Source organism: Anaerolentibacter hominis, from assembly GCF_032380675.1.
GTDB classification, from domain to species: Bacteria; Bacillota; Clostridia; order Lachnospirales; family Lachnospiraceae; genus Anaerolentibacter; species Anaerolentibacter hominis.
This window is the reverse complement of the sequence record NZ_JAWDIX010000001.1, coordinates 534,722-555,753: the sequence shown is the minus strand read 5'-3', so window position 1 is coordinate 555,753 and position 21,032 is coordinate 534,722. Positions and strand designations below refer to the sequence as shown.

At 44.5% G+C, this 21,032-nt stretch carries 21 protein-coding genes and 1 other RNA gene; 4 read left to right on the top strand and 18 right to left on the bottom strand.

Annotated features, from left to right (window positions below; genetic code table 11):
• Window positions 1-152 precede the first annotated feature (152 nt).
• Entirely contained in the window at window positions 153-1,100 is a 948-nt protein-coding gene (locus ABCW47_RS02450) for a hypothetical protein (protein ID WP_343208280.1), read from the top strand.
• A 119-nt stretch (window positions 1,101-1,219) separates the two neighbouring features.
• Here the strand turns inward: ABCW47_RS02450 and purD are convergent, their stop codons facing one another.
• The 6 genes from purD to ABCW47_RS02420 all read right to left on the bottom strand — a co-directional run bounded on the left by purD (window position 1,220) and on the right by ABCW47_RS02420 (window position 6,364).
• Window positions 1,220-2,491: a phosphoribosylamine--glycine ligase gene (gene purD, locus ABCW47_RS02445; protein WP_343208279.1), complete on the bottom strand. Its 1,272-nt coding sequence runs from the start codon at window positions 2,489-2,491 to the stop codon at window positions 1,220-1,222.
• Between the two features lie 7 nt (window positions 2,492-2,498).
• Window positions 2,499-3,125, bottom strand: coding sequence for a phosphoribosylglycinamide formyltransferase (gene purN / locus ABCW47_RS02440; protein ID WP_343208278.1), 627 nt, complete (start codon window positions 3,123-3,125; stop codon window positions 2,499-2,501).
• On the bottom strand, window positions 3,119-4,144 hold the full coding sequence (purM, locus tag ABCW47_RS02435; protein ID WP_343208277.1) for a phosphoribosylformylglycinamidine cyclo-ligase: 1,026 nt from the start codon (window positions 4,142-4,144) through the stop codon (window positions 3,119-3,121). The genes purN and purM overlap by 7 nt, the downstream gene beginning before the upstream one ends.
• A 12-nt stretch (window positions 4,145-4,156) precedes the next feature.
• Window positions 4,157-4,669, bottom strand: coding sequence for a 5-(carboxyamino)imidazole ribonucleotide mutase (gene purE / locus ABCW47_RS02430; RefSeq protein ID WP_343208276.1), 513 nt, complete (start codon window positions 4,667-4,669; stop codon window positions 4,157-4,159).
• Between the two features lie 104 nt (window positions 4,670-4,773).
• Window positions 4,774-5,358 carry an HD domain-containing protein gene (locus tag ABCW47_RS02425; RefSeq protein ID WP_343208275.1) on the bottom strand — a complete coding sequence of 195 codons (585 nt, stop codon included), beginning with the start codon at window positions 5,356-5,358 and terminating at the stop codon, window positions 4,774-4,776.
• 148 nt (window positions 5,359-5,506) lie between these two features.
• A complete protein-coding gene (locus tag ABCW47_RS02420; RefSeq protein ID WP_343208274.1) occupies window positions 5,507-6,364 on the bottom strand; it encodes an Rpn family recombination-promoting nuclease/putative transposase in 858 nt (285 codons plus the stop codon).
• A 284-nt stretch (window positions 6,365-6,648) separates the two neighbouring features.
• Between ABCW47_RS02420 and rnpB the strand changes: the two genes are divergently transcribed.
• An RNA gene (rnpB, locus tag ABCW47_RS02415) (RNase P RNA component class A) lies at window positions 6,649-6,998 on the top strand.
• 257 nt (window positions 6,999-7,255) lie between these two features.
• Here rnpB and ABCW47_RS02410 read toward each other — a convergent pair.
• The 6 genes from ABCW47_RS02410 to ABCW47_RS02385 form a co-directional block, all read right to left on the bottom strand.
• Window positions 7,256-7,810 (bottom strand): dihydrofolate reductase family protein, encoded by a 555-nt coding sequence (locus ABCW47_RS02410; RefSeq protein ID WP_343208273.1) that lies wholly within the window; start codon window positions 7,808-7,810, stop codon window positions 7,256-7,258.
• A 2-nt stretch (window positions 7,811-7,812) separates the two neighbouring features.
• Complete coding sequence (locus ABCW47_RS02405; RefSeq protein ID WP_024725694.1) at window positions 7,813-8,349, bottom strand: GrpB family protein; 537 nt, start codon at window positions 8,347-8,349, stop codon at window positions 7,813-7,815.
• Between the two features lie 196 nt (window positions 8,350-8,545).
• Window positions 8,546-8,773: a cytidine/deoxycytidylate deaminase family protein gene (locus ABCW47_RS02400; protein WP_343208272.1), complete on the bottom strand. Its 228-nt coding sequence runs from the start codon at window positions 8,771-8,773 to the stop codon at window positions 8,546-8,548.
• A 599-nt stretch (window positions 8,774-9,372) separates the two neighbouring features.
• Entirely contained in the window at window positions 9,373-11,034 is a 1,662-nt protein-coding gene (locus tag ABCW47_RS02395) for a nucleoside kinase (RefSeq protein WP_343208271.1), read from the bottom strand.
• Window positions 11,035-11,141: 107 nt separating this feature from the next.
• The gene (locus tag ABCW47_RS02390) at window positions 11,142-11,912 is read right to left on the bottom strand and encodes a Nif3-like dinuclear metal center hexameric protein (protein WP_343208270.1); all 771 of its coding nucleotides are present in this window, start codon (window positions 11,910-11,912) and stop codon (window positions 11,142-11,144) included.
• Window positions 11,902-12,594 carry a tRNA (adenine(22)-N(1))-methyltransferase gene (locus ABCW47_RS02385; RefSeq protein ID WP_343208269.1) on the bottom strand — a complete coding sequence of 231 codons (693 nt, stop codon included), beginning with the start codon at window positions 12,592-12,594 and terminating at the stop codon, window positions 11,902-11,904. Before ABCW47_RS02385 ends, ABCW47_RS02390 begins: the two co-directional genes overlap by 11 nt.
• A 372-nt stretch (window positions 12,595-12,966) precedes the next feature.
• Between ABCW47_RS02385 and ABCW47_RS02380 the strand changes: the two genes are divergently transcribed.
• Window positions 12,967-14,121 (top strand): M20/M25/M40 family metallo-hydrolase, encoded by a 1,155-nt coding sequence (locus ABCW47_RS02380; RefSeq protein WP_343208268.1) that lies wholly within the window; start codon window positions 12,967-12,969, stop codon window positions 14,119-14,121.
• Between the two features lie 95 nt (window positions 14,122-14,216).
• Here the strand turns inward: ABCW47_RS02380 and ABCW47_RS02375 are convergent, their stop codons facing one another.
• From ABCW47_RS02375 to ABCW47_RS02365, 3 genes are all read right to left on the bottom strand, one after another.
• On the bottom strand, window positions 14,217-14,381 hold the full coding sequence (locus tag ABCW47_RS02375; RefSeq protein ID WP_343208267.1) for a hypothetical protein: 165 nt from the start codon (window positions 14,379-14,381) through the stop codon (window positions 14,217-14,219).
• Between the two features lie 240 nt (window positions 14,382-14,621).
• Window positions 14,622-15,104, bottom strand: a complete 483-nt coding sequence (locus ABCW47_RS02370) for a cysteine peptidase family C39 domain-containing protein (protein WP_343208266.1) — start codon at window positions 15,102-15,104, stop codon at window positions 14,622-14,624.
• Window positions 15,105-15,191: 87 nt separating this feature from the next.
• Window positions 15,192-15,950: a LytR/AlgR family response regulator transcription factor gene (locus ABCW47_RS02365; protein WP_343208265.1), complete on the bottom strand. Its 759-nt coding sequence runs from the start codon at window positions 15,948-15,950 to the stop codon at window positions 15,192-15,194.
• Window positions 15,951-17,759: 1,809 nt separating this feature from the next.
• Between ABCW47_RS02365 and ABCW47_RS02360 the strand changes: the two genes are divergently transcribed.
• The gene (locus ABCW47_RS02360) at window positions 17,760-18,434 is read left to right on the top strand and encodes a sensor histidine kinase (protein WP_343208264.1); all 675 of its coding nucleotides are present in this window, start codon (window positions 17,760-17,762) and stop codon (window positions 18,432-18,434) included.
• Window positions 18,435-18,503: 69 nt separating this feature from the next.
• Here ABCW47_RS02360 and ABCW47_RS02355 read toward each other — a convergent pair whose 3' ends face one another.
• The 3 genes from ABCW47_RS02355 to ABCW47_RS02345 are packed head-to-tail and all read right to left on the bottom strand — an operon-like array spanning window position 18,504 to window position 21,006.
• The gene (locus ABCW47_RS02355) at window positions 18,504-19,325 is read right to left on the bottom strand and encodes a metal ABC transporter permease (RefSeq protein WP_343208263.1); all 822 of its coding nucleotides are present in this window, start codon (window positions 19,323-19,325) and stop codon (window positions 18,504-18,506) included.
• Window positions 19,322-20,029, bottom strand: a complete 708-nt coding sequence (locus ABCW47_RS02350) for a metal ABC transporter ATP-binding protein (protein WP_343208262.1) — start codon at window positions 20,027-20,029, stop codon at window positions 19,322-19,324. Before ABCW47_RS02350 ends, ABCW47_RS02355 begins: the two co-directional genes overlap by 4 nt.
• Window positions 20,029-21,006, bottom strand: a complete 978-nt coding sequence (locus tag ABCW47_RS02345) for a metal ABC transporter substrate-binding protein (RefSeq protein ID WP_343208261.1) — start codon at window positions 21,004-21,006, stop codon at window positions 20,029-20,031. The genes ABCW47_RS02350 and ABCW47_RS02345 overlap by 1 nt, the downstream gene beginning before the upstream one ends.
• Window positions 21,007-21,032 lie beyond the last annotated feature (26 nt).

Genomic DNA, 21,032 nt, shown 5'->3' with positions numbered 1-21,032 from the left:
TATATCTTATGTTATAAAACACTTTTGACAAAGATATGTCAATTAGGAATAAATTACCACCTGCCTTCACGATCTTAACAAATCATTCTCTAGTTGTAGAATAACACATCTTATGTTATACTGTAAATACTAAACAGAAGGAATCTTTTACCATGAGAAGAAAAATACAAATTGTATTCTGTCTTTTGGCGGTCTGTCTTCTATCGACTGGATGCGCCAATTTATTATTGAAACATAAAGAGAATGTTCAAAAGGAACTGGACGTTATTGTCTGGGATGTCAGCGCAACCTATCTGCTGGCCAAACCGCTGAACTCCGGCTCCGGATTCCGTCAGGCAGATCTGCTGCAAATTTCCACAAAAGAGCTGGATGGAATCGAGTCCGGCGACCGTATCCGTGTTACCTATACACTGGATACCGATTCAGCTGTTCCAATGGAAATCACAGCTGACAATCTTACCGTCCTTATGAAGGCGGAGGAACAGGGATACGCCTCAAACTCTCAGATGTTTGCCACTTATCTGCGCTCGGATGAATCCAATACCGTTGTATTGTTAACGGAAGATAAGAAAACGGTTACATTTTATTATTCCGACCTCTTTTTAGACCAGATCGCCCATATGAATCAGGGAGATACACTGCTTTTTTCCTATGGCTGGTCAGATGCGGTGAATGAATATGAAATCCGCTCTATTATAGCCTCAGAAACCGCCGGTCCGGAGATGGATATCCGTATTTTCATTGCGCTGCTGGATGGCTTTGACAGAGAAAAGAACGAGGTCGGCATAGACTGGGTAGAATGGCTTACGGATAAAAGCATGCCCCGCCTGATGCAGCTTGGCATCGATCCTAAGCGTTCCATGCCGGACGGATTTTATATTTACAATGAAAAAGAGGTCAGTTACCCCTATCCCCTTTCAGAAAATCTGACGATCAAGCTGACGGAAAAAGTGGCCCGGAGGCAGGTGCCGGAAGGCATGTCCAGGAATGAATATATATGCCAGCTGCTGTCTGACCGGAAGCGCGCATGCCGGATCACGATTGTGGACGGAGAAATCATTCAGATCGAGGAAATGGAATATCCGAAACAGGATAAATAACAGCAAGGCTCTGCCGCGGGATTTCGCGGCAGAGCCTTCTTCATTTTCATTATTCCTGAGCGTTTTTACTATACAGCATTATATCTAAATTGTACCTCAAGCGATATCTATTTCATCCATTAAGCCTCATCAATCGCTTTTCCAATGTCATGTCTCATATATTTATTGTCGAAATCAATCCACTCTGTAGCACGGTAGGCATTTTCCCTGGCACTTCTCAGATCTTTTCCAGTTGCGGTAACACCCAGTACCCGTCCGCCGTTTGTTACAATATCGGCTCCGCTGAACTTCGTCCCGGCATGAAAGACATAGTATCCCTCCTGATCCCGGAAATGTTTAAGACCGCTGATTTTCTTTCCCTTTTCATAGTGCTCCGGGTAGCCGTCTGAAGCCAGCACCACACAGACTGCCGCATTGTCCTCAAACTGAAGGTCCAGTGTGTCCAGCGTCCCATCAACGCATGCCTGGAACACATCCACGATATCATTTTTCATCCGCGGAAGGACCACCTGGGTCTCCGGATCGCCGAATCTGGCATTGTACTCCAGAACCTTCGGCCCATCCTCTGTGAGCATCAGTCCAAAGAATAACACACCAACGAATGGCCGGCCTTCTGCCCTCATCGCATCCATCGTCACCTGATAGATCTTCTCCCGGCAGAATTCATCCACCTCTTTTGCATAAAAAGGACTGGGCGAAAACGTACCCATGCCGCCGGTATTTAATCCTTCGTCTCCGTCTTTCGCCCGTTTGTGATCCTGGGCGCTGGTCATGGTCTTAATATGTGTTCCGTCACAGAAAGCAAGAACCGATACCTCCCGCCCGGTCATAAACTCCTCCACAACCAGTGTATCCCCTGCAGAGCCGAACTGCTTATCCAGCATAATGGTCTTCACACCTTCTCCGGCCTCTTCCCTGCTGCCACAGATCAAAACACCCTTGCCAAGAGCCAGACCATCTGCCTTCAGCACAATCGGATAACTGCAGTGTTCAAGATACTGCAGCGCCGTCTCCGCATCATGAAACGTCTCATACGCCGCGGTCGGGATATGATATTTCTTCATTAATTCCTTGGAAAACGCTTTCGAGCCTTCTATTATAGCCGCATTTTTCCTGGGCCCGAATACCCGCAGCCCTCTTGCCTCAAATATATCAACCACTCCGGCCACAAGCGGGTCATCCATTCCGATAATAGTCAGATCTATTTCCTTATCCTCTGCAAAATCAGCCAGCCGCTCAAGCTCCGCCGCGCCAATATCCACGCACTCCGCCAGCTCTGCGATTCCCGCGTTGCCCGGAGCACAGTAAATCTTGTCCACCTGGCTGCTCTGAGCTACTTTCCAGGCAATTGCATGTTCTCTGCCGCCGCTGCCAACAATTAGAACTTTCATTATGTCTTCAACCTTTCCTTCTGACAACATTGCCGTCTACACACAGACAGTGATTCGCGATCAGATTAATCGCCTCAGGCAGTATCTTCCACTCCGCCTGCTCCATTACCCTCTTCTGTAGTATCTCCGGGGTATCCTCATCTTCCACATTTACCGCCTTCTGGAGTATAATCGGTCCTGTATCCGCTCCGGCGTCCACAAAATGCACCGTAGCTCCCGTCACCTTACATCCTCTGGCAAGAACAGCTTCATGTACCTTCAGTCCATAATAGCCCATTCCGGAAAAGGAGGGGATCAGAGACGGATGAATGTTCACAATGCGGTTCTGGTATTCCTCTACCACCAGTTCAGGCAGAATAACCAGGAACCCGGCCAGAACTACCAGATCAACATCATACTGTCTCAGAAGATTCAGCAGAGCCTGATCAAAATCCTCTCTCTTTCCAAAGCTCTTGGGTGAGAGAACCTCCGAAGGTATCCCGGCGTCTGCCGCACGGGTCAGTGCATAGACCCCCGGTTTATTGCTGATTACAACACTCAGACCAGCGTTGGAAATCCTGCCGTCCTGCATCGCATCAATAATCGCCTGGAGATTCGTTCCTCCTCCGGACACCAGTACGCCTATTTTCAGCATAGAATAACTCCCTTTTCTCCTGTTTTAATCTCTCCCAGTATATAAGGGGTCTCACCTGACCTCCGGATCAGATCCATTGCCTTATCTGTCTCAGACGGATCGACTGCAATCATCATGCCGATTCCCATGTTATATGTATTGTACATGGCTTCCTCGGCGATCCTGCCATCTCTTTTTAACATCCCAAATAATTCCGGTACCGGATAGCTGTCCTTCCGGATTACCGCACACATGCCTTCCGGCAGCATCCGGGGAATGTTCTCATAAAATCCGCCGCCTGTAATGTGGCTGCATGCCTTTATCTCAACACCGCCGTTTCTCACGGCGCTCAATGCTTTCACATAAATTTTGGTCGGTGTCAGCAGAGCCTCCCCCAGAGTCGTACCAAGCGATTCATAATATTGCTCCAGAGAATCCCGTCTCATGTTAAACACCTGACGCACCAGAGAGTAGCCATTGCTGTGAATACCAGACGAAGCCAGACCAATCACAACATCGCCCTCTTTTAAATGCTCTCCGGTTATCAGTTTCTTCCGGTCTACAATGCCAACTGCAAAACCAGCCAGATCATACTCATCTTCCGGATAAAAGCCCGGCATCTCTGCTGTCTCGCCTCCGATCAGCGCGGCGCCGGCCTGCTTGCAGCCTTTTGCAACACCTTTTACGATCGTAGCAATCTTCTCCGGTTCATTCTTCCCGCAGGCAATATAGTCCAGAAAAAACAGCGGTTCACCGCCTGCACAGGCGATATCATTCACACACATTGCCACACAGTCAATGCCGACTGTATCATGCTTATCCAGAATAAACGCCAGCTTCAGCTTTGTCCCCACACCATCTGTTCCGGATACCAGGGTGGGCTCCTCCATGTTCATAAAAGGTTTCAAAGAAAAAGCGCCCGAAAAACCGCCGATTCCGTTCAGCACTTCACTCCGCATGGTCTCCTGGATATGAGTCTTCATCAGCTCCACCGCTTTATAACCGGCTTCTATATCCACGCCCGCCTTCTTATAATCCATACCATTTTCCTCCTACATCTGTTTCAGATATGCTTCGTAACCCAGTTTCTCCAGTTTCTCCGCCTTTGCTACCACCGAGTCTTTCAAGGATGCTGCATAATCTTTAATCTTCTGTAACAGCGCGGGATCATCTGTCGCCAATATCTTCGCAGCCAGGATGCCTGCATTGGCAGCCCCATCGATTGCCACCGTTGCCACCGGGATTCCGGACGGCATCTGCACGATGGAATAAAGAGAATCCACGCCGCTTAATGTTTTTGTATGAATCGGAACTCCGATTACCGGAAGCGGAAAAATAGCAGCAGCCATACCCGGCAGATGCGCAGCCCCTCCGGCCCCTGCAATGATTACTTTGATACCCTTTTCTTCTGCCGTTGTTGCATAGTTATAGAACACATCAGGCATTCTATGTGCAGAAATCACTGTCATCTCATATTCGATACCAAATTGCTCCAAAATCTGCGCCGCCTTGCTCATAGTAGCAAGATCTGAATCACTGCCCATTAAAATTCCCACTTTAGCCATGGTAATCCTCCATTCCGTATTTTCTATATTCCGTATTGTCAAGAATCTTGTAATTAGAACTCCTTATCAATGTATCGCGTTTTATAAGTAAAGTCAACTCTTTTTCAGTCCCCAATATTACCTTCCCGGATATTTTTATTCAGGATTTCTTCCATGTAATTCCAAAGTGTCCGGGACCCCTCCGGTGTTTTGGCATTTCGGGCAAGAATCTGCTCCTTACAGACACCATGTTCCTTCCAGGAAATACCGTTTGACATATCGTTTAAAATCATAGGCTGCATTTTATCCAGAGACAGTGCAAATTTCGCCTCCGGTGTAGCCGCCTCTTCAAACTCATCCCACAGACTTCTCAAATAAGCGGCCTGATCTTCCGGAAGCATCGAAAACAGCCTGTCCGCCGCCTTTAATTCCCTGTCCCGCTTTGATTTGTTGCCCTCCGGATCATAGGCATAGGTATCCCCTGCGTCAATCTCGATGATATCATGGACAACCACCATAGACATTACCTTGAGAACATCCACCTTCTCGTTGGCGTATTCGTTCAGGAGCAGCGCCATTAACGCAAGATGCCAGGAATGCTCCGCGTCATTTTCCTTTCTGGCGCCTTCCCCTATATATGTCTGTCTGCCCACGAACTTGGACTTATCCATTTCTTTGATAAATGCGATCTGTTGCTCAAGACGTTCCATTTCATTCCTGCCTTTCTGCATAAAAAATTGCACTGCTTCGCAACTCGAGAAGCAGCAGCTAGTTACCAAGCACAGCGTGGTAACTAGCTTTATTATACTATCTTAAGGACGGAAAAGGAATTCTTTCTTATTCTTTTTCTTTTACTTCTTATTTTTCCAGTCGTGCCCACAGCTCGCCGATGCGCTTCTCTGAAAGCTTTGTATACCGGCAGACCAGCTCCGGTTCCATTCCATTTCTCAGAAGTTCCACCGCAACCTCTTCTATCCCACCTTCTCTTCCTTCCCTGCGTGCCCCTTCCAGTTCCGCCTCCCTGTCCATCACGGCCAGTTCCCTGTGAAAATACTCCAGTCTCAGGATTTCATCCTGGCTGATCTCTTCCAATTTTTCTTTTACTGCTGCCATAGTCTCGTCCTCCTTACTTAAAGCTTCATACTCCGTCCAGTTACTGGCTTTCAATGCCCGCATCCAGCGGTACAATTCCGTCTTTCTCTCTTCCGCTCCTGCACAGTCCAGTTTTTTCAATTCCAGGATATGCAGTGCTATCTTGTGTGTATAGGGCGCTCCATTTTCAGTATTCAAAAATTGTATCAAAGTATGATACGACTCCCTGTGTTCCAGCAGATTAAAGCCCAAAATATTAATGCCTATACAGGCTCCAACCTCTCCATAGGGCTTTCCGCTCTTAATCTGGTCTACATACATTTTGAACAGATAGTACAGGGATCTCTCCGGCCAGTCAGGAAACCGGCGCATCTGCAATTCGATGTTGTACCGTTCTTTTCCCTTCGTCTCCGCCAGGATATCCACAATTCCCAGCTTATCTTCTTCCCGTATCTTATTCAGATCTCTGGGAAGCAGCCGGACACCTTTTACTTCCTCTTTCGGAATACCCAGAACCGCAGCAATTAGTGCGCCGGCTATACGGACATCCCGCATAACGTACTGAAACGCGAAGTCCACACTCAGCAGGATTGGTTTCCTGCCATGTATTTTTCCGTCTGTCAAACGATATTCTCCTTTTATTATACTTTCTTTTGATCCAAATAACAATTCCTCAGGCTGATTTCGCAGAATTTGATCGATGTGATTCAGGATGTGATTCTGATAGAAAAGAACGATTCAGGAAATAAATGATTTTATATATTATAACTCATGGAAAACTGTTCTGCCATATCGGAAAAATAACTGAATTTTCCCGGCCGGATTTGTCTGATTCCACCCAATTTTTCCGCTGCTGCGGTCCGCAAAATTCTTTACTTTACCGGCAATACATGATAAACTAACCACCGTGAGCAGCACAGATGATCGCGCCGGAATATAACGAAAGGGTTTCGGTGAGGAAAGTCCGAGCTTCACAGGGCAGGATGCCGGATAACGTCCGGTAGAGGCGACTCTCAGGAAAGTGCAACAGAAATATACCGCCGGTTTCGGCCGGTAAGGGTGGAAAGGTGAGGTAAGAGCTTACCGCCTCTCTGGTAACAGAGGGGGTCCCTGTAAACCCCATCCGAAGCAAGACCGCATAGAAAGCGATACGGCTGCCCGCCGTGCTTTCGGGTAGGTCGCTAGAGCCTGGTGGCAACATCAGGTCGAGATAGATGATCATCTAATACAGAACTCGGCTTATAGTGCGGCTCACAAAAAAGAGTACAGCTCTCTCGGTTCAGAGAGGTCTGTACTCTTTTGTCATAAAATACAGCGTTTCCGCTTTGCAATGTTTATTGTTTCTTGTTTTTTGTGCCCCCCTTGTTAGATAACGGGGGCTTTGTAAGGCTCGCTACGCTCGCCAAACCGCCGAAGCGAACCAGCCCCTTGCAAGCATGGCGGAAAAATCTTTGGGAGATTTTCCCGCCAACGTGGCTGGATCGCTCCGTCGGTTTAACAGCTTTTACCCTCCGATTATCTACGCATATAAATCAAATCGGTTATACCATTATAAGTCTGTGTTTTATAAAGCCTTAACTTTATTTCTCTGTCCATATTGCAAAACAGACGAATTCCATTTCCTAACAAAGTAGGAATAACGGAAATGTAGTATTTATCAATCATATTTTTACTTACTAACTGCTGAACAAGATTTGCTCCACCACAAATCCAAATATCTTTTCCGTCCTCCTGTTTTATCCGTTCTAATAATAACAAAGGATTTTCACTTGTAAATTGAATTTGTTGGGAAGAACTGCACTCCTTATGTGTGAATACATAAGTTGTAAATTGATTATATACCCATTCTTGCGGAGAAAGCTCGGTAACAATCTGATGATAAGTATTCCACCCCATTAAAACAGTATCTATATCTTTGGCAAATTCTGTATAAGTGTCAATATTTTCACTATTATTTCCATGACCATTTAGCCAAGCTACTCCACCGTTACTGTCCGCAATATATCCGTCAAGGCTCATAGCAATAAACAAGATTATTTTTCTCTTGTTTTGACAAACTGGGAGTTGCATTGCTATCGCTTAACCCTCCACCGCATTGCTTCTTGAAGAAATTTATCTATTAACTGTTGCTTTCCCTCCGTATATTGTCTGCGTTCCTTTGGAAATTGAATGGCTAATTCTTGTTTTAACTCATCATATATCTTGGCTTTTTCGGGAAAAACATTCAGATAATCACGAAAGTTGATATAATTATTCCATTCAGTACCGTTCCATTTTACCACATGAATATGATGTGTTCTAAAGTCTTTTTCAAAATTACCTTTTACAAATAAAACTTGATTAGGAACGTCTTCTCCTCGAAAAATAAACCCGTTTTCCCCTAACACATTAATATATGACATAATATCAATCAAACTATATACACCTATCGCAATATCGATAATAGGCTTTGCATGGATTGAAGCAATAGCTGTACTCCCAATGTGCTGAATATCAATAGCAGTATTGCCTAAGAGGTCTTTTAATTCTTTAATAGTTCGCTTTGCCTCGTTGTCCCATTTATCTTGATGCATTACCAGTTTTACGGTACCCGTTTTTAAACCTATCATACAATTAAATTTCTCCCATCAATTCAGATTTATTCAACCGAATAAGAAAAAGGAAGAAGCTCTTTTGCTTTGACTTTTTTTAACTTTCCGCCTGCTGACACAATGACATCACATTCTGGCATATAGTCATATAATATCTGGCGACAGTTTCCACAAGGCGGTATAATTTCCTCACCCGCTTTTCCTCTAACTGCAACTATAACATCAAAATCCCTTTCTCCGTTTGTAATTGCTGCACCATTGCCACTTGTTCTGCACAAGCTCCATGCAAAGAATAAAGATTGACTCCAATATATATTTTGCCACTCTTACAACGTACAGCGGCTCCAACTGTATGATTATAATGTTTTGAATCATAGTTTAAACGAATTGCTTTTTGGGCTTCTTCTATTAGTTCATAATCTCTTTCTGAAAATTGTTCCATATTCTTAACCTCTCAAATTCCAATTTGTCTTTGTCTGTATTATAACACGCTGTAATAAGCGTTGTCATTTCTTTTCTGCTTTTGAAAAGCTACTTATTAGCCTATATTTTGTAAAGGGTGCTGTTCAGCATTGCTTACGCAACAAGCCCTTGACAAACCATAGACTAATAAGTTTTAGAGTAATCAAGCAGAAATGAAATAGTCTGCTGTTACACTGCATAGAAAAGACACTCTTTTTCAAGTGTCATTTTTTCATAACTCTGTATTTCTTTGCATAAGTCGTTACATCAGGCTCTTTCATTTGTTGTAATTTCGTTGTAATTTTCCTTATTTTCTTTTTGACTTTTTGCTGATAGATACTGTATTTATGCGGTTTTTCTCAATTCAGTATCTGTTTTTTTATTACATAGGAAAGTTCTCCAAACTTTCCTATGTAATAAAAACCCTCCGGGGGATCGCACTGCGGCGGAAAGGAATTGTGTTGCCAGAGCAACCCGCCGCAGGCGGAGAATCCCGCTTGCGGGATTCTTTGTTCTAACGATTCAATTCGCATAAAGTTCCGGCGTTTTCGTTCATACTCCGGGGCTTATTCATCCAGATCAGACATGAAATACACTTCCTCCGACAAATTCTCTTAAAAGAGAATTATGCGGCACTTCCTCACTGCTGATTCCCAGGAAATACTCCAGAAACTTTAGCAGCCTCTTTGCTTCCACGTACTCCGCGCACTCCCGTTCAATACCAAACAGCAGCGGTTCTGCAAATTGTTTCAGGACAGCCAGTTCATACGTCATGGCAGAGTTAAACATTACGTCAGCCTCCTCCTGGAACGGGAAAATATATTCTTCTTCTCCCCTCCTGACGGACGGCCATCTTGCAATGGTTGCGGCGGCAGATGATCCTCTGGTCCGCGCATCCCTGACTATTCTGCGCAGCAGCCGGGTATCCGTTGTCGGGATACGGTTGTGCTCATCTACATTCATCTGGGTCAGAGCACTGATATAAATCTTAAACTTATCTTCTTTTGGTATATTATAAGTCAGTTTGTTATTTAATCCGTGGATTCCCTCTATCACCAGGACTTCATCCGGTCCCAGCTGCAGGGTATTCCCGTGAAACTCCTGTCTGCCCAACTTGAAATTAAAGGTGGGCATATCCACTGCCCTGCCCGAAAGCAAATCCATCATATTCCGGTTAAACTGCTCAATATCAAGCGCTTCCAGACATTCAAAATTATAGTCTCCGTTTTTATCCCTCGGCGTTTTTTCTCTCTCCACAAAATAGTTGTCAATGGCTATCGGATGCGCCTTCATCCCGCAGTTATCCAGCTGAATGGACAGGCGGTGGGAAAACGTGGTTTTGCCGGAGGAAGACGGACCCGCAATCATAATAATCCTCTTATGATCTGCGGCAATCTGCTCTGCAATTTCCCCGATCAGCCGTTCCTGATAGGCCTCCTGGGTTAATATAATATGGCTGATGCCGCCTTTGCATATCGCGTCGTTGAGCTCGCCCACTGTCCCAAGCCCCATTTTCTCACCCCAGAGGTTCGAGGCATGCTGTGTCTGGAACAGCTTCCGGGATACATAGAAATTTCCCGGAGCAGACGGATTTTCATTTCCAGGCAGCACAAGGATGATTCCATCCTCATACAGGTGAAGGGAAAACTCCCGCACCATTCCTGTGGAAGGGGGCATATAACCGTAGAAATAATCCTCGTATGCGCCCAGCCGGTAGATATTTGTCCTGGATACTCTCCTGTAACGGAATAATTTATCTTTATCATACATCCCATGACGAAGAAATAACTCTCGCACGTCATCGGTATCCATGCTGACTTTTTCAAAAGGAATATCCTGCTCTACATATTTGTGCATCTTGGCTTCCACTTTTTGAAGAGTGGCTTCGTCGATTTTTGTGTCACAGTCATAGTCGAAATAATACCCGTCTCCCACAGAGTATTCCAGTTTCACCTTTCTCAGCTGATGTTCTCCCATAACCGCGTAAATGGCCCGCAGAAACATCATAACGGCCCCTCTTACATAGGTCTTATGGCCTGGTGAGTCCGCAATCGTAATAAAGGACAGGGTTCCGCTCCTCTCCAGCTTTTTATTCATTTCATATAGCTTATTATTCAGGTTGACCAGTATAATGTCGTATTTAAACCGGTCTGCATATTCTTTTGCTATCTCAGAAAATAACGTCCCTGCTTCATAAGTACGCTCTTCTTCCAATATGGTAACTGTAACTAATTCACTCATGTTTTATCTCCATGCAGCTATTCCGGCATATAAAACAGCCGTGCCGAAAGAAGAACTCTGTGCATGGCCTCCTTCTCGCTTATTTTCTTCCGACATTTTCTATTCAATCAGAATTCATGGAACGGGCTTGTTTCCCTCGCTTTGCAGACAGTAAGCCCCAGCTGGTTCAGATAGCCGATCACAGTATCTACCATAAAATGCTCCGTACCAAAATGTCCGGCGTCGATCAGACACAGCCCGGAATCCGCTGCATCTATCGCCGTATGATGGTCGATATCGCCTGTAATCAGCACCTGGCTTCCCGCAGCCAGCGCTGCCCGTACCATACTTTTGCCGGAACCCGTACTGATTGCGGCCAGACGGACGTACCGTTCCGGGTCCCCAATAACTCTGACATGCTCCAGTTCAAACGCCTGCTTTACCTGCAAAGCCAGTTCCCTGACCGTGATTTCTTCCGCCAGTTCCCCGAAGCGTCCGATTCCGATCTCTTCTTCTCCCGGAAGCAGTTCCAGCACCCGGCCGTTTTGCAGATCAATTTTATCCGCCGCCTCCTCTGCCATCACTACCGTGTCCATATTTGTATGCATGGCAAAATAAGAAATGTCATTCCGTATTAATTCTATGATCCGTTTTCCATATAAATCCGTACTGATCACCCGTTTGATCGGGGAGAAGAGCATCGGATGATGCGTGACCAGCAGATCCGCACCGCAGGACGCTGCCTGAGCAATTACAGAATCGGTGGCATCCAGGGCAACCATCACAGTTTTGACTTCCTTATCTTCTCTGCCCACCAGAAGTCCCACATTATCCCAGTCACAGGAATAACGGCGCGGTGCCAGTTTCTCCAGTTCCCGCATAACATCCTTACAATTCATAATAACTCAGCGCCTCCTTTATATAAATAATCTCATTCCTGATATAATCCATTCTTTCCGCCGATTCAGGAGAATTTATCTGCAGATCTTCCAGAATAGCCTCGTACTTTTTAAGCTGCTTGCGCAAATACGCTCCCATAACCGGATGTCTTCGCAGCAGCAGTTCCTTGCCATAGCGGTCCGCAACCGGATTGCCCTCGCCCGGCATTCCCTGCTCACAGCGGAGCACCACATAGTATTTCCCCTCGTCCAGTATCATATCCTCTTTCACTATTTCAAAACCCATTTTCCTCAGGTAGGCCCTGACACGCACAATTTCAGACTGTGGCTGCAGGATCAGCTGCCGGCAGGCTTTTGTAACTTCCGGCGAGGCATCCAGGATACGAATAATCAGATCGCCTCCCATCCCCGCAATTACCAGTGTATCTGCCTCACCGGGCAGAAGTTTTTCGGTCCCGTCGGACAGCCGGGTTGCAATTTGCCCTTCCATACCGGCCTGGCGGATGTTTTCTCTTGCAATCGCAAGAGGTCCCTGATTGATATCCATGGCAATGACGTGCTGGGCCAGTCTCCGTTGAATCAGATAGATCGAAACATAGGCATGATCGCAGCCTATGTCTGCAACCGTCCTCGTCTTCTGGACCATATCGGCCACTGTCTGCATACGCTTTGATAACCGCATTATGCCACCTCCTGCCTGTTCTATATTGCTCCCCGTCGTGAATCGAGAAGCAGCGAAAAACCACTTCGTGATTGCTCCTTCCTCTCCCTTTTTGGGTCCCTTCTCTATTCGCTTCGCAAATCGAGAAGTAGCGAAAAACCACTTCGTTCTCGAGTTCCTTCTCTATTTGCTTCGCAAATCGAGAAGTAGCGAAAAATCACTTCGTGATTTTTCTTCATTATAACATGTGTGTTTTTCGATTGCAAAATCAGGGAGGGGTTATTCTGAAATACTGGACTTTTCTTTCCCGTTTTTTTATACTGTATCTGTCAGAATGTATAATTTAACGCAAAAATATAGCCGAAAAAAAGCCAACTCTGCATGGAGGAAAGAATGGTAGATAAAAATATTGTCTTAAAATACATTGAAGAATATGAGTCGGAACTGGAATCGCTTTTAATTGAAATAGCGAATATCGAAAGTCCTTCTTCCGATCTTGATGGATGCCGCCGTGTTGCACTTGTGTTGAAGCAGTACTGCGAATCCATCGGCATGTCGGCCCGGCTGGTGGAATTTGAGGGCGCTGCTCCGGCCCTCATCGCACAGATCGGCGATAAAACTAAACCAGGCATAGGATTTATGGGTCATATGGATACTGTACACCCGGTAGGCTCCTTCGGATCACCGGCTGTGACTTGTGATGCTGAGAAGCTCTATGGCCCTGGTGTTTACGATTGCAAGGGCGGCCTGGTCATGGCCCTTCTTGTCATTCAGTCCCTGTTGGCATCCGGATATAAAGAGCGGCCTTTTAAGCTGATCTTCCTGGGGGACGAAGAAATTTCCCACCATAATGCAGGCGGTGCCTGTGAAGAACTGATTATGAATGAATCCCTGGGACTTGCAGCCATGTTCAACATGGAAAGCGGTCGGAATGGCTATCTGACCGTAGGACGCAAGGGTGGAATTGATTTTGATTTTATCATTCAGGGAATTGCAGCCCACGCCGGACACTGTCCGGAAAAAGGGGCCAGCGCCATTCGGGAGGCAGCCTGCAAAATACTGGAAATAGAGAAAAATACAGATTTAAATGATCTCACATATAATTGCGGATTGATCAACGGCGGTTCCGCCACCAATGTAGTTCCGGAAGAATGCCGTTTTTCCGTTGATGCCCGGTTCCGCTATCCGGAGAGCCGTGAGAAAGCCATCAAACTGATGGAACAGATAGCCGCTGCCACCTACGTACCGGGTACGAGAACCACACTGATAAACCATGGTGGTTTTCAGGCTATGCCTCAGACACAGGCAACGATGAAGTTATTTGATCTCTACAATCAATGTGCGTCAGAACTTGGCTATCCGGCTTTTCAGCCGGAATATTCCGGAGGGAATGCAGACTCTGCCTACAGTGTGCTGGCAGGTACTCCCACTTTATGCTCTGCCGGGATAGAGGGCGGCGGCGTGCATACACTTCAGGAATATGCCGTGCGTTCCAGTTTAAAGAGCCGGGCACAGATTCTTTCTCTCTGTGTCCTCAGCCTTCAATAAATACACATCAAGCTGTATATTTATGCACAGCTTTCTATTCCATGAACAAAAAAAGCGGCTGATTACCTTTACGCAATCAGCCACTTACTTTGTTCTCAATCAAGCAGGTACATCGCCAGCTGCCGGCACTGCCGTTCCGATAGCTCGTCCATATGTTCCTGTGTCCATGTAAACTGCCGGTCTGTTACAATAGAGCCGGTGCTCCATTCCGGTTCGATCAAATGAGTTCCCATAATCAATCCGTCCTCATATAATTTCATCCATCTATCCTTCAGCAGAAAATCGTCCGTTGCAGATGTGCTGCATTCTGCAAATCTGCGCTGATTTCTTATGATCTCTTCTGCAAGACGTATATGTCCGTAAGAAGGACACTCAAAAAATTCACCCTCCGGCGAGAGCCAGCCGCATAACATGTCATCACCCACTTTAATCTACTTTATGTACCTTCATTCTTCATTTTATGCAGAATGAAACGAAAATATGCCAAATTCCGCACGGAATCAGGAAACAACATACTGTAAGCTGTCCTGACGGTCTTTCTTTTTCTCCAGGAGCAGTAATATCCCTGTCCACCGGTATCTGGGCGATTTGCCCGGGAATTTCTCTCCGAAAAACTTTTCAGGCCTGATTTTCTTTAATCCTGCAGCCGGGTCTGCAATCCATATCCATTCTTTTGTAATCTGGTGAACCACCACATAGTGATCCGCCTTTCCCCTTACCGTCATATGGGCAATACAGGGCAATGCAAAATCTTCTGTCAAAAAAGCTTCTTTATCCCCCTGAACCCCCTGCGCCTCAAAGCCCAGTTCTTGTGCCGCCTCTGCCAATCCAAGCATATTGGTTCCCGTTTCATCTGTTCCGGCCAACCGGCATACCTCGTCCAGTGTTACATCTATTCCGTACGCTCTTGCAATTGTTGTAAGGCAGGCCGCACCGCAGTCATATTTTTTATGTTGAATGACACAGGGATATCTCCAGCGCATCGCAAAATCCTCCCGACATTAATAAAAGGATTTTACAAATCTTCCGGTGTTTTTTCCCCTTTTCTGTGATAATACGAAGAAATGTTGTTATAAGATATGGCTGCTCAGTCGTTTCTGAAAGATCAGGTAGTCATTTTTCAGTCGTTTATAGCTGATACGGCTGATGGGAAATGTGATCGTCTCCACATTGGTGACAATCCGTATCTGATAGGCCCTCATCTCTTTTACATAGTACAAATTCACAATCATACTCCCGCTGACCTGAAAAAATAAATTTCTTGGCAGAAGAGTAATCATATGTTTCACGGTATCATAACAGACATATACCTTCTTGTTCAGCATATGAATCAATAACCGATTCTGGTCTTTCTGCATATATACAATTTTGGTCAATTCCAGGGCAACTGTCTCATAATTGGCAGTCACCTCAATGTACCGCTTCTGAATCAGCAATTCCGCCTGTTTGCCCCGGATCAGTGTTGTTGCATTCCGCAGCACGCGAAACATTCTGTTCTTGTCTATCGGCTTTACAATATAATACATAGCTTCCAGGTTTGCCGCATCCAGACAGTAAGATTCATGAACCGTAATATAAATAAGAACGGCGTCCGGATTAATCCGCCGTATCTCTTTCCCCAACTCAATTCCATCCATATCCGGCATCTCTACATCCAGCAGTACAATATCAAAAATTTTCTTTTGAAAGGATTCCAACAGCTCCTGTCCATCCGTAAAGGCTGCCGTTTCAGCCTGAATATTTGTCTCTACGGCATACTCCTTCACAAAACCTTCCAGCAGGTTCACATAGTAATTAACGTCATCACAAATTGCAATACGATATTGCATAGCAGTTTCCCGTCCCTCTAAATTTCAGTATTTTCATTTTAGGTTGTCTGTCTGAATTATTCAAGATAATTAAGTGCAAAACAAAATTATTTTTATGCATAAAAATACATTCGTAAACGTATTTCGACAGCCGCGGACATAAAAAAACACCAGGTCAACCAGGCATATCAAAAAAATGGCATTCTTTTTTTCTCCGCCTTCGGACAGGGTGTCAGTAAGATCAGTTCTTGTCTTATAATAGGGGTAAGGCATGGTTTGCCTACCTTATTACGCCATATAAACTGTAATGAATACAGAATACGGCCGCAAGCAATCCGTTATATTTTGTACCTATTCTGTTGTATTTTGTCACTTTTTGGAATCTATCATTGAAAAAATCAGACGGGATCTAATAATGCAAAGACGAGAATCACACGTATCGTGGGACATCCCGCCGAACTGTTCTTGCTTTAAAACAGGAATCAGTCCGGCAGGATGTTGGGGGAATAGGGCACCAGCAAGAAACTGATGCCCAGTTATAAACGAAATGTGCTACTAGGCAAATATTTAACAATACCAATTCACAGCACCAATTCTACTTTCTAACTAATATCTGCGCTTGCTATACTTATATTAACTAAATATGAATACTTTATCTAAATTACCTCTGTTTAAATTACTCCTTATTAATTAGAATTAATTATCAAAAAAATCTTCGTTTATTATATTTTCAAAACTCGATTACATTTACTTATAAAATATTTTCTATAAATGTATGTTCTAAACTAAAACTTTGTAATACAATAAAAAATAAAACACAAAATTTCTTATTTCTAATATCCTATCCATTCTAGTTAAATCGCCTATATACTATAGAATAGATAGGATTTAGAAATATTGGCTAGAATTCGCATTAACCAAAAAGCCACTGCCAAATAATTTCAAGCCATGTAGTTCCAGGACCTTGAGTTCCTTTTACATTAAAAAGTTCTCTTTTTGATATTTTTTTCATTATAATCACCTCCGCTATGAAAATAACTATTTCAGTTGTCTAAATACAACTAATTAGTGTTGTTTAGTAGAAAAGAGATGATCGATGTGTGTATTAAATTTAAACTTACATAAAAGGGTAATTATATGAAATCATATTTTTTTCCAACTTTAGTTTTAAATATGTTAGATTTCTTATTATTTATTGAAATTTATAATTGTTGTTTTAAATTTAAGTTACGTACTACTGATAAAATATACAAATTTGTAAATATGTTATTTCTTGTAATATATTGTGTAGCAACCATAATCCTCATTTATATATCTCAAAATAAATATTTTAATCTTATTATCTTCAATATTATAACATTTTGTTATTTAGCTATTTTGTATAAAAATAGTCTTCTCCTTAATATCTGTTATATTGTATTAGAACCAATTATTGTAGCATTACCGTCAATACTTTTATATTTACTATTTAAATTTTTAGATATATATCTACAGATAGCAGTGTATGATAAATTATTTATTATTTTGTTAGATTTATTAACACATATTATTTTTTATCTGTTGGTTATAATGTATAAGTCTAAATCCGAATTAAAAACGGGGCGTGATCCTTATTTTAAAAATATACTTTTAATTATTCTGGTAACATTTGTATTTCTACTTTTTATAATTAAATATAATGATATCTCAGATTTTAACAAAGAATCCTTTCAACAGTTTATAGGTGTAATCTTTGTTTGTATCATCCTAATCGTACTAATCGTCGTAACGCTTTATACCAGCTCCGTTAAACGCCTTCAATCCGAACAGGAGATCAAACGCGAACTCGAAATGTCCAAGGTCCAGGAGAATTACTACAAAGATTTACGGATCAGTTTCGATGCGCTCCGCTCTCTGCGTCACGATATCCGCAATCATCTGATTGTCGTGGAAGGTTTTCTGGCTTCCGGCAAGACCGAGGAAGCCAGAAAATATATTAAAGAAATCAATGGTATGACCGGATCACTTGATACTCTGGTTCTGTTGGATAATACAGTGCTCTCTGCTCTGCTGACCACTATGAAAGAAACGATGCTCCAGAATCATGTGGCTTTTCACTATGATATCCGGGTGAACAGGACTCCTTTTTCCGATGTGAATCTCTGTATTATTTTGGGTAATCTGCTCCAGAACGCAGCAGAGGCGGCGGCGGAGCTGCCGGAGGGAACTGGCTATGTGGATCTGCAGATCACTCGTTCGAAGAGTCTCTTTATGATCCACATAGAAAATAATTATGTTCCAGTACCGGACAAAAAGAAGAGATCCATACAATCTCGTAAGAAGGAAACCAAGCACCAGGGGATTGGTCTTATTAACATTAGAAAAACGCTTGAATCTTACCAGGGTGTCCTGACTATCCATGAATCAACCGATAGTTATATTGTAGAAGTGACCGTACCGATCGGAAATGACTTTGACGAGATCTCGCAATCACAGATAGAAGAAGAGAATGAAAGCAAAAAATAGAGACAGGAATCGCCAAAAATCTGGTGTTTCTGTCTCTGTTTCTTCTATATATAATGTACGTTTGTACTTTCATCTTTTTCGCATGATTTTTCCGGCTATGCTGTACAGAAGAAATGCAGCCATATTGGTGACGACAATACTGGCTCCCACTGGTGTGTTATACAGATAGGATATCAGTATCCCGATGAGGAAGCAGACGATTGATATACAGGCCGAATGAATCACCACCCCGCGGAAGTTTTTGCACACCCGCATGGAAGTCAGCGCCGGGAAGATGGTCAGACTGGAAATCAGCAGTGTCCCCATCATCCTCATCCCCAGCACAATGGTAACCGCTGTCAGAAAGGCCAATACCAGATTGTAGAAGTTGGCCCTGATTCCGGTTGCCTTGGCGAATGCTTCATCGAAGGTTACGGCAAATATCTTGTTGTAGAAAAATAAGTACAGAATCAGGACGATGATGGAAAGTGCCGCGGTCATCTTCACATCGGAGGAGCTCATAGCCAGGATACTGCCGAACAGATAGCTGTACACGTCCGTGTTCATCCCCGATACCAGGGACAGGACCAGAACCCCCGCAGCCAGAGCTCCGGTGGAAATCATGGCGATAGCAGAATCCCCCTTTATTTTGCTGTTTTCACTCAGCCGCAGAAGCAGGAAAGCCGCCAGTACCACAACCGGAACCGCAAGAGCAAGGGGAGCCAGATTCATGGCGCTGGCTACAGCCAAAGCCCCAAACCCCACGTGAGATAATCCGTCTCCGATCATAGAGTAGCGTTTCAGCACCAGGTTTACTCCCAGCAGCGCCGCGCAGAGAGATACCAGCACGCCCCCGATCAGGGCCCTCTGTACAAATTGAAAGGAGAGAAATTCTCTGATCACTTCGGTCATACCTTCACCCCTCCCACATAATTCTTTCCCAGATCGCTGGCAAGATAGTCCTCTCTCCTGCCGAAAAACAACGGTTTATCATGAAGCTGAAGGATATGGCTTGCGTAGCGCACCGCGCTGCCCACATCGTGGCTGACCATGATGACGGCAATCTTATCCTCCCTGTTTAACTTTACAATCAGTTGATATAATTCTCCGGTTACAACCGGGTCCAGTCCGGTCACAGGTTCATCTAAGACAAGCAGTCTCCGGGCCGCACAAAGAGCTCTGGCCAGAAGCACCCTCTGCTGCTGACCGCCGGAAAGCTCCATGTAGCAGTCCTTTTTCATCTTTTCAATTCCCAGCTTCTCCATATTTCGCATCGCTTCCAGCTTCATTTTCTTACTGTAAAAGGGCAGATAACCGCTCTGATTGAGACAGCCCGATAAAACCACTTCAAAAACAGAGGCCGGAAAATCCTTCTGAATCTGCGTCTGCTGAGGCAGATAACCGATCTCCGACCGGTTCAGCCCCTCACCATACGTAATAGTGCCGCTCTCCGGCGTCTTTAAACCCAGTATCCCCTTGATCAGCGTACTTTTCCCGGAACCATTTTCCCCGATAATGCAGAGATAGTCCCCTTCATCCACCGCAAAATTAATATCCTTTGCTACCGGCCGGCCGTCATAAAAAAACGCCGCATTTTCGCAGGTTATCAGTGCCATTATCCCAATGCCTCCCTTAAATAAACCGCATTCTGCTCCATGAGATCCAGATAGGTTATTCCAGCTTCAAATTGCTGTTTTGTAATATTGTGAACCGATTGAAAGGTCCTTACAGCGGCCCCCGTCTCTTCCGCCAGCACCGATGCCACTCTCCCATTGCTGAATTCTATCTGGAATACAACCGGAATGTGATCTTCCTTCACCCGGTTAATCAGGTAGGCTATGGTGGCTGCGCTGGGCTCGCTTTCCCCGCTGCATCCTAAAAAGGCCGCCCGGTACTCCAGTCCATACTCCTCTGTGAAATACCGGCACGGAAAACGGTCCGCAAAAATCATAATATTCCGTTTTCCATTTTTCACAATCTCCCGGAATGTCCCGTCAAGTTCTTCCAATTTCTGCGAAAAGTTTTCACCATTGTTCTTGTAATATGCCGCGTTTGCAGGGTCAGCCTCACAGAAGCTCTTCTGAATCGCCTCCGCCATCAGCCGGGCATTGACCGGGGAGGTCCATATATGTTCGTCGTATTCTTCCTCGTGATCATGTTCCTCCTCACGGTGCGATTCTTCCGCCCCATGCTTTTCTTCCTGCATCCCCTCCACGACTTCCTCTTCAACCGGGTCCACAGCATCCATCATACGAAGAACAGTCTTGTCCGCCGGAAATGAATCCAGAATATTCTCCACCCAGCTTTCTGATTCACCGCCGATATAAATGAAAATATCGCTCTCTTCAATTTTTTGCATATCTCCCGGAGTCGGATCATAAGAATGACTTTCTGCTCCCGGGTCCAGCAGCATTTCTATAGTTATCTTATCTTTCCCTATCGCTCTGGCAAAATCATAGAGCGGGAATATGGTCGTTACCACACGAAGACCATTTCCTTCTTCCTGTTTCTGCTGTACAGATACCGGACTGCAGCCGGTGAGTAAAATCACACCAATCAAAAGGCAAACCGCCTTTTTCCATCTTCTCGCCATTTTGCCTCCTTTCCTCTATTTCCAGT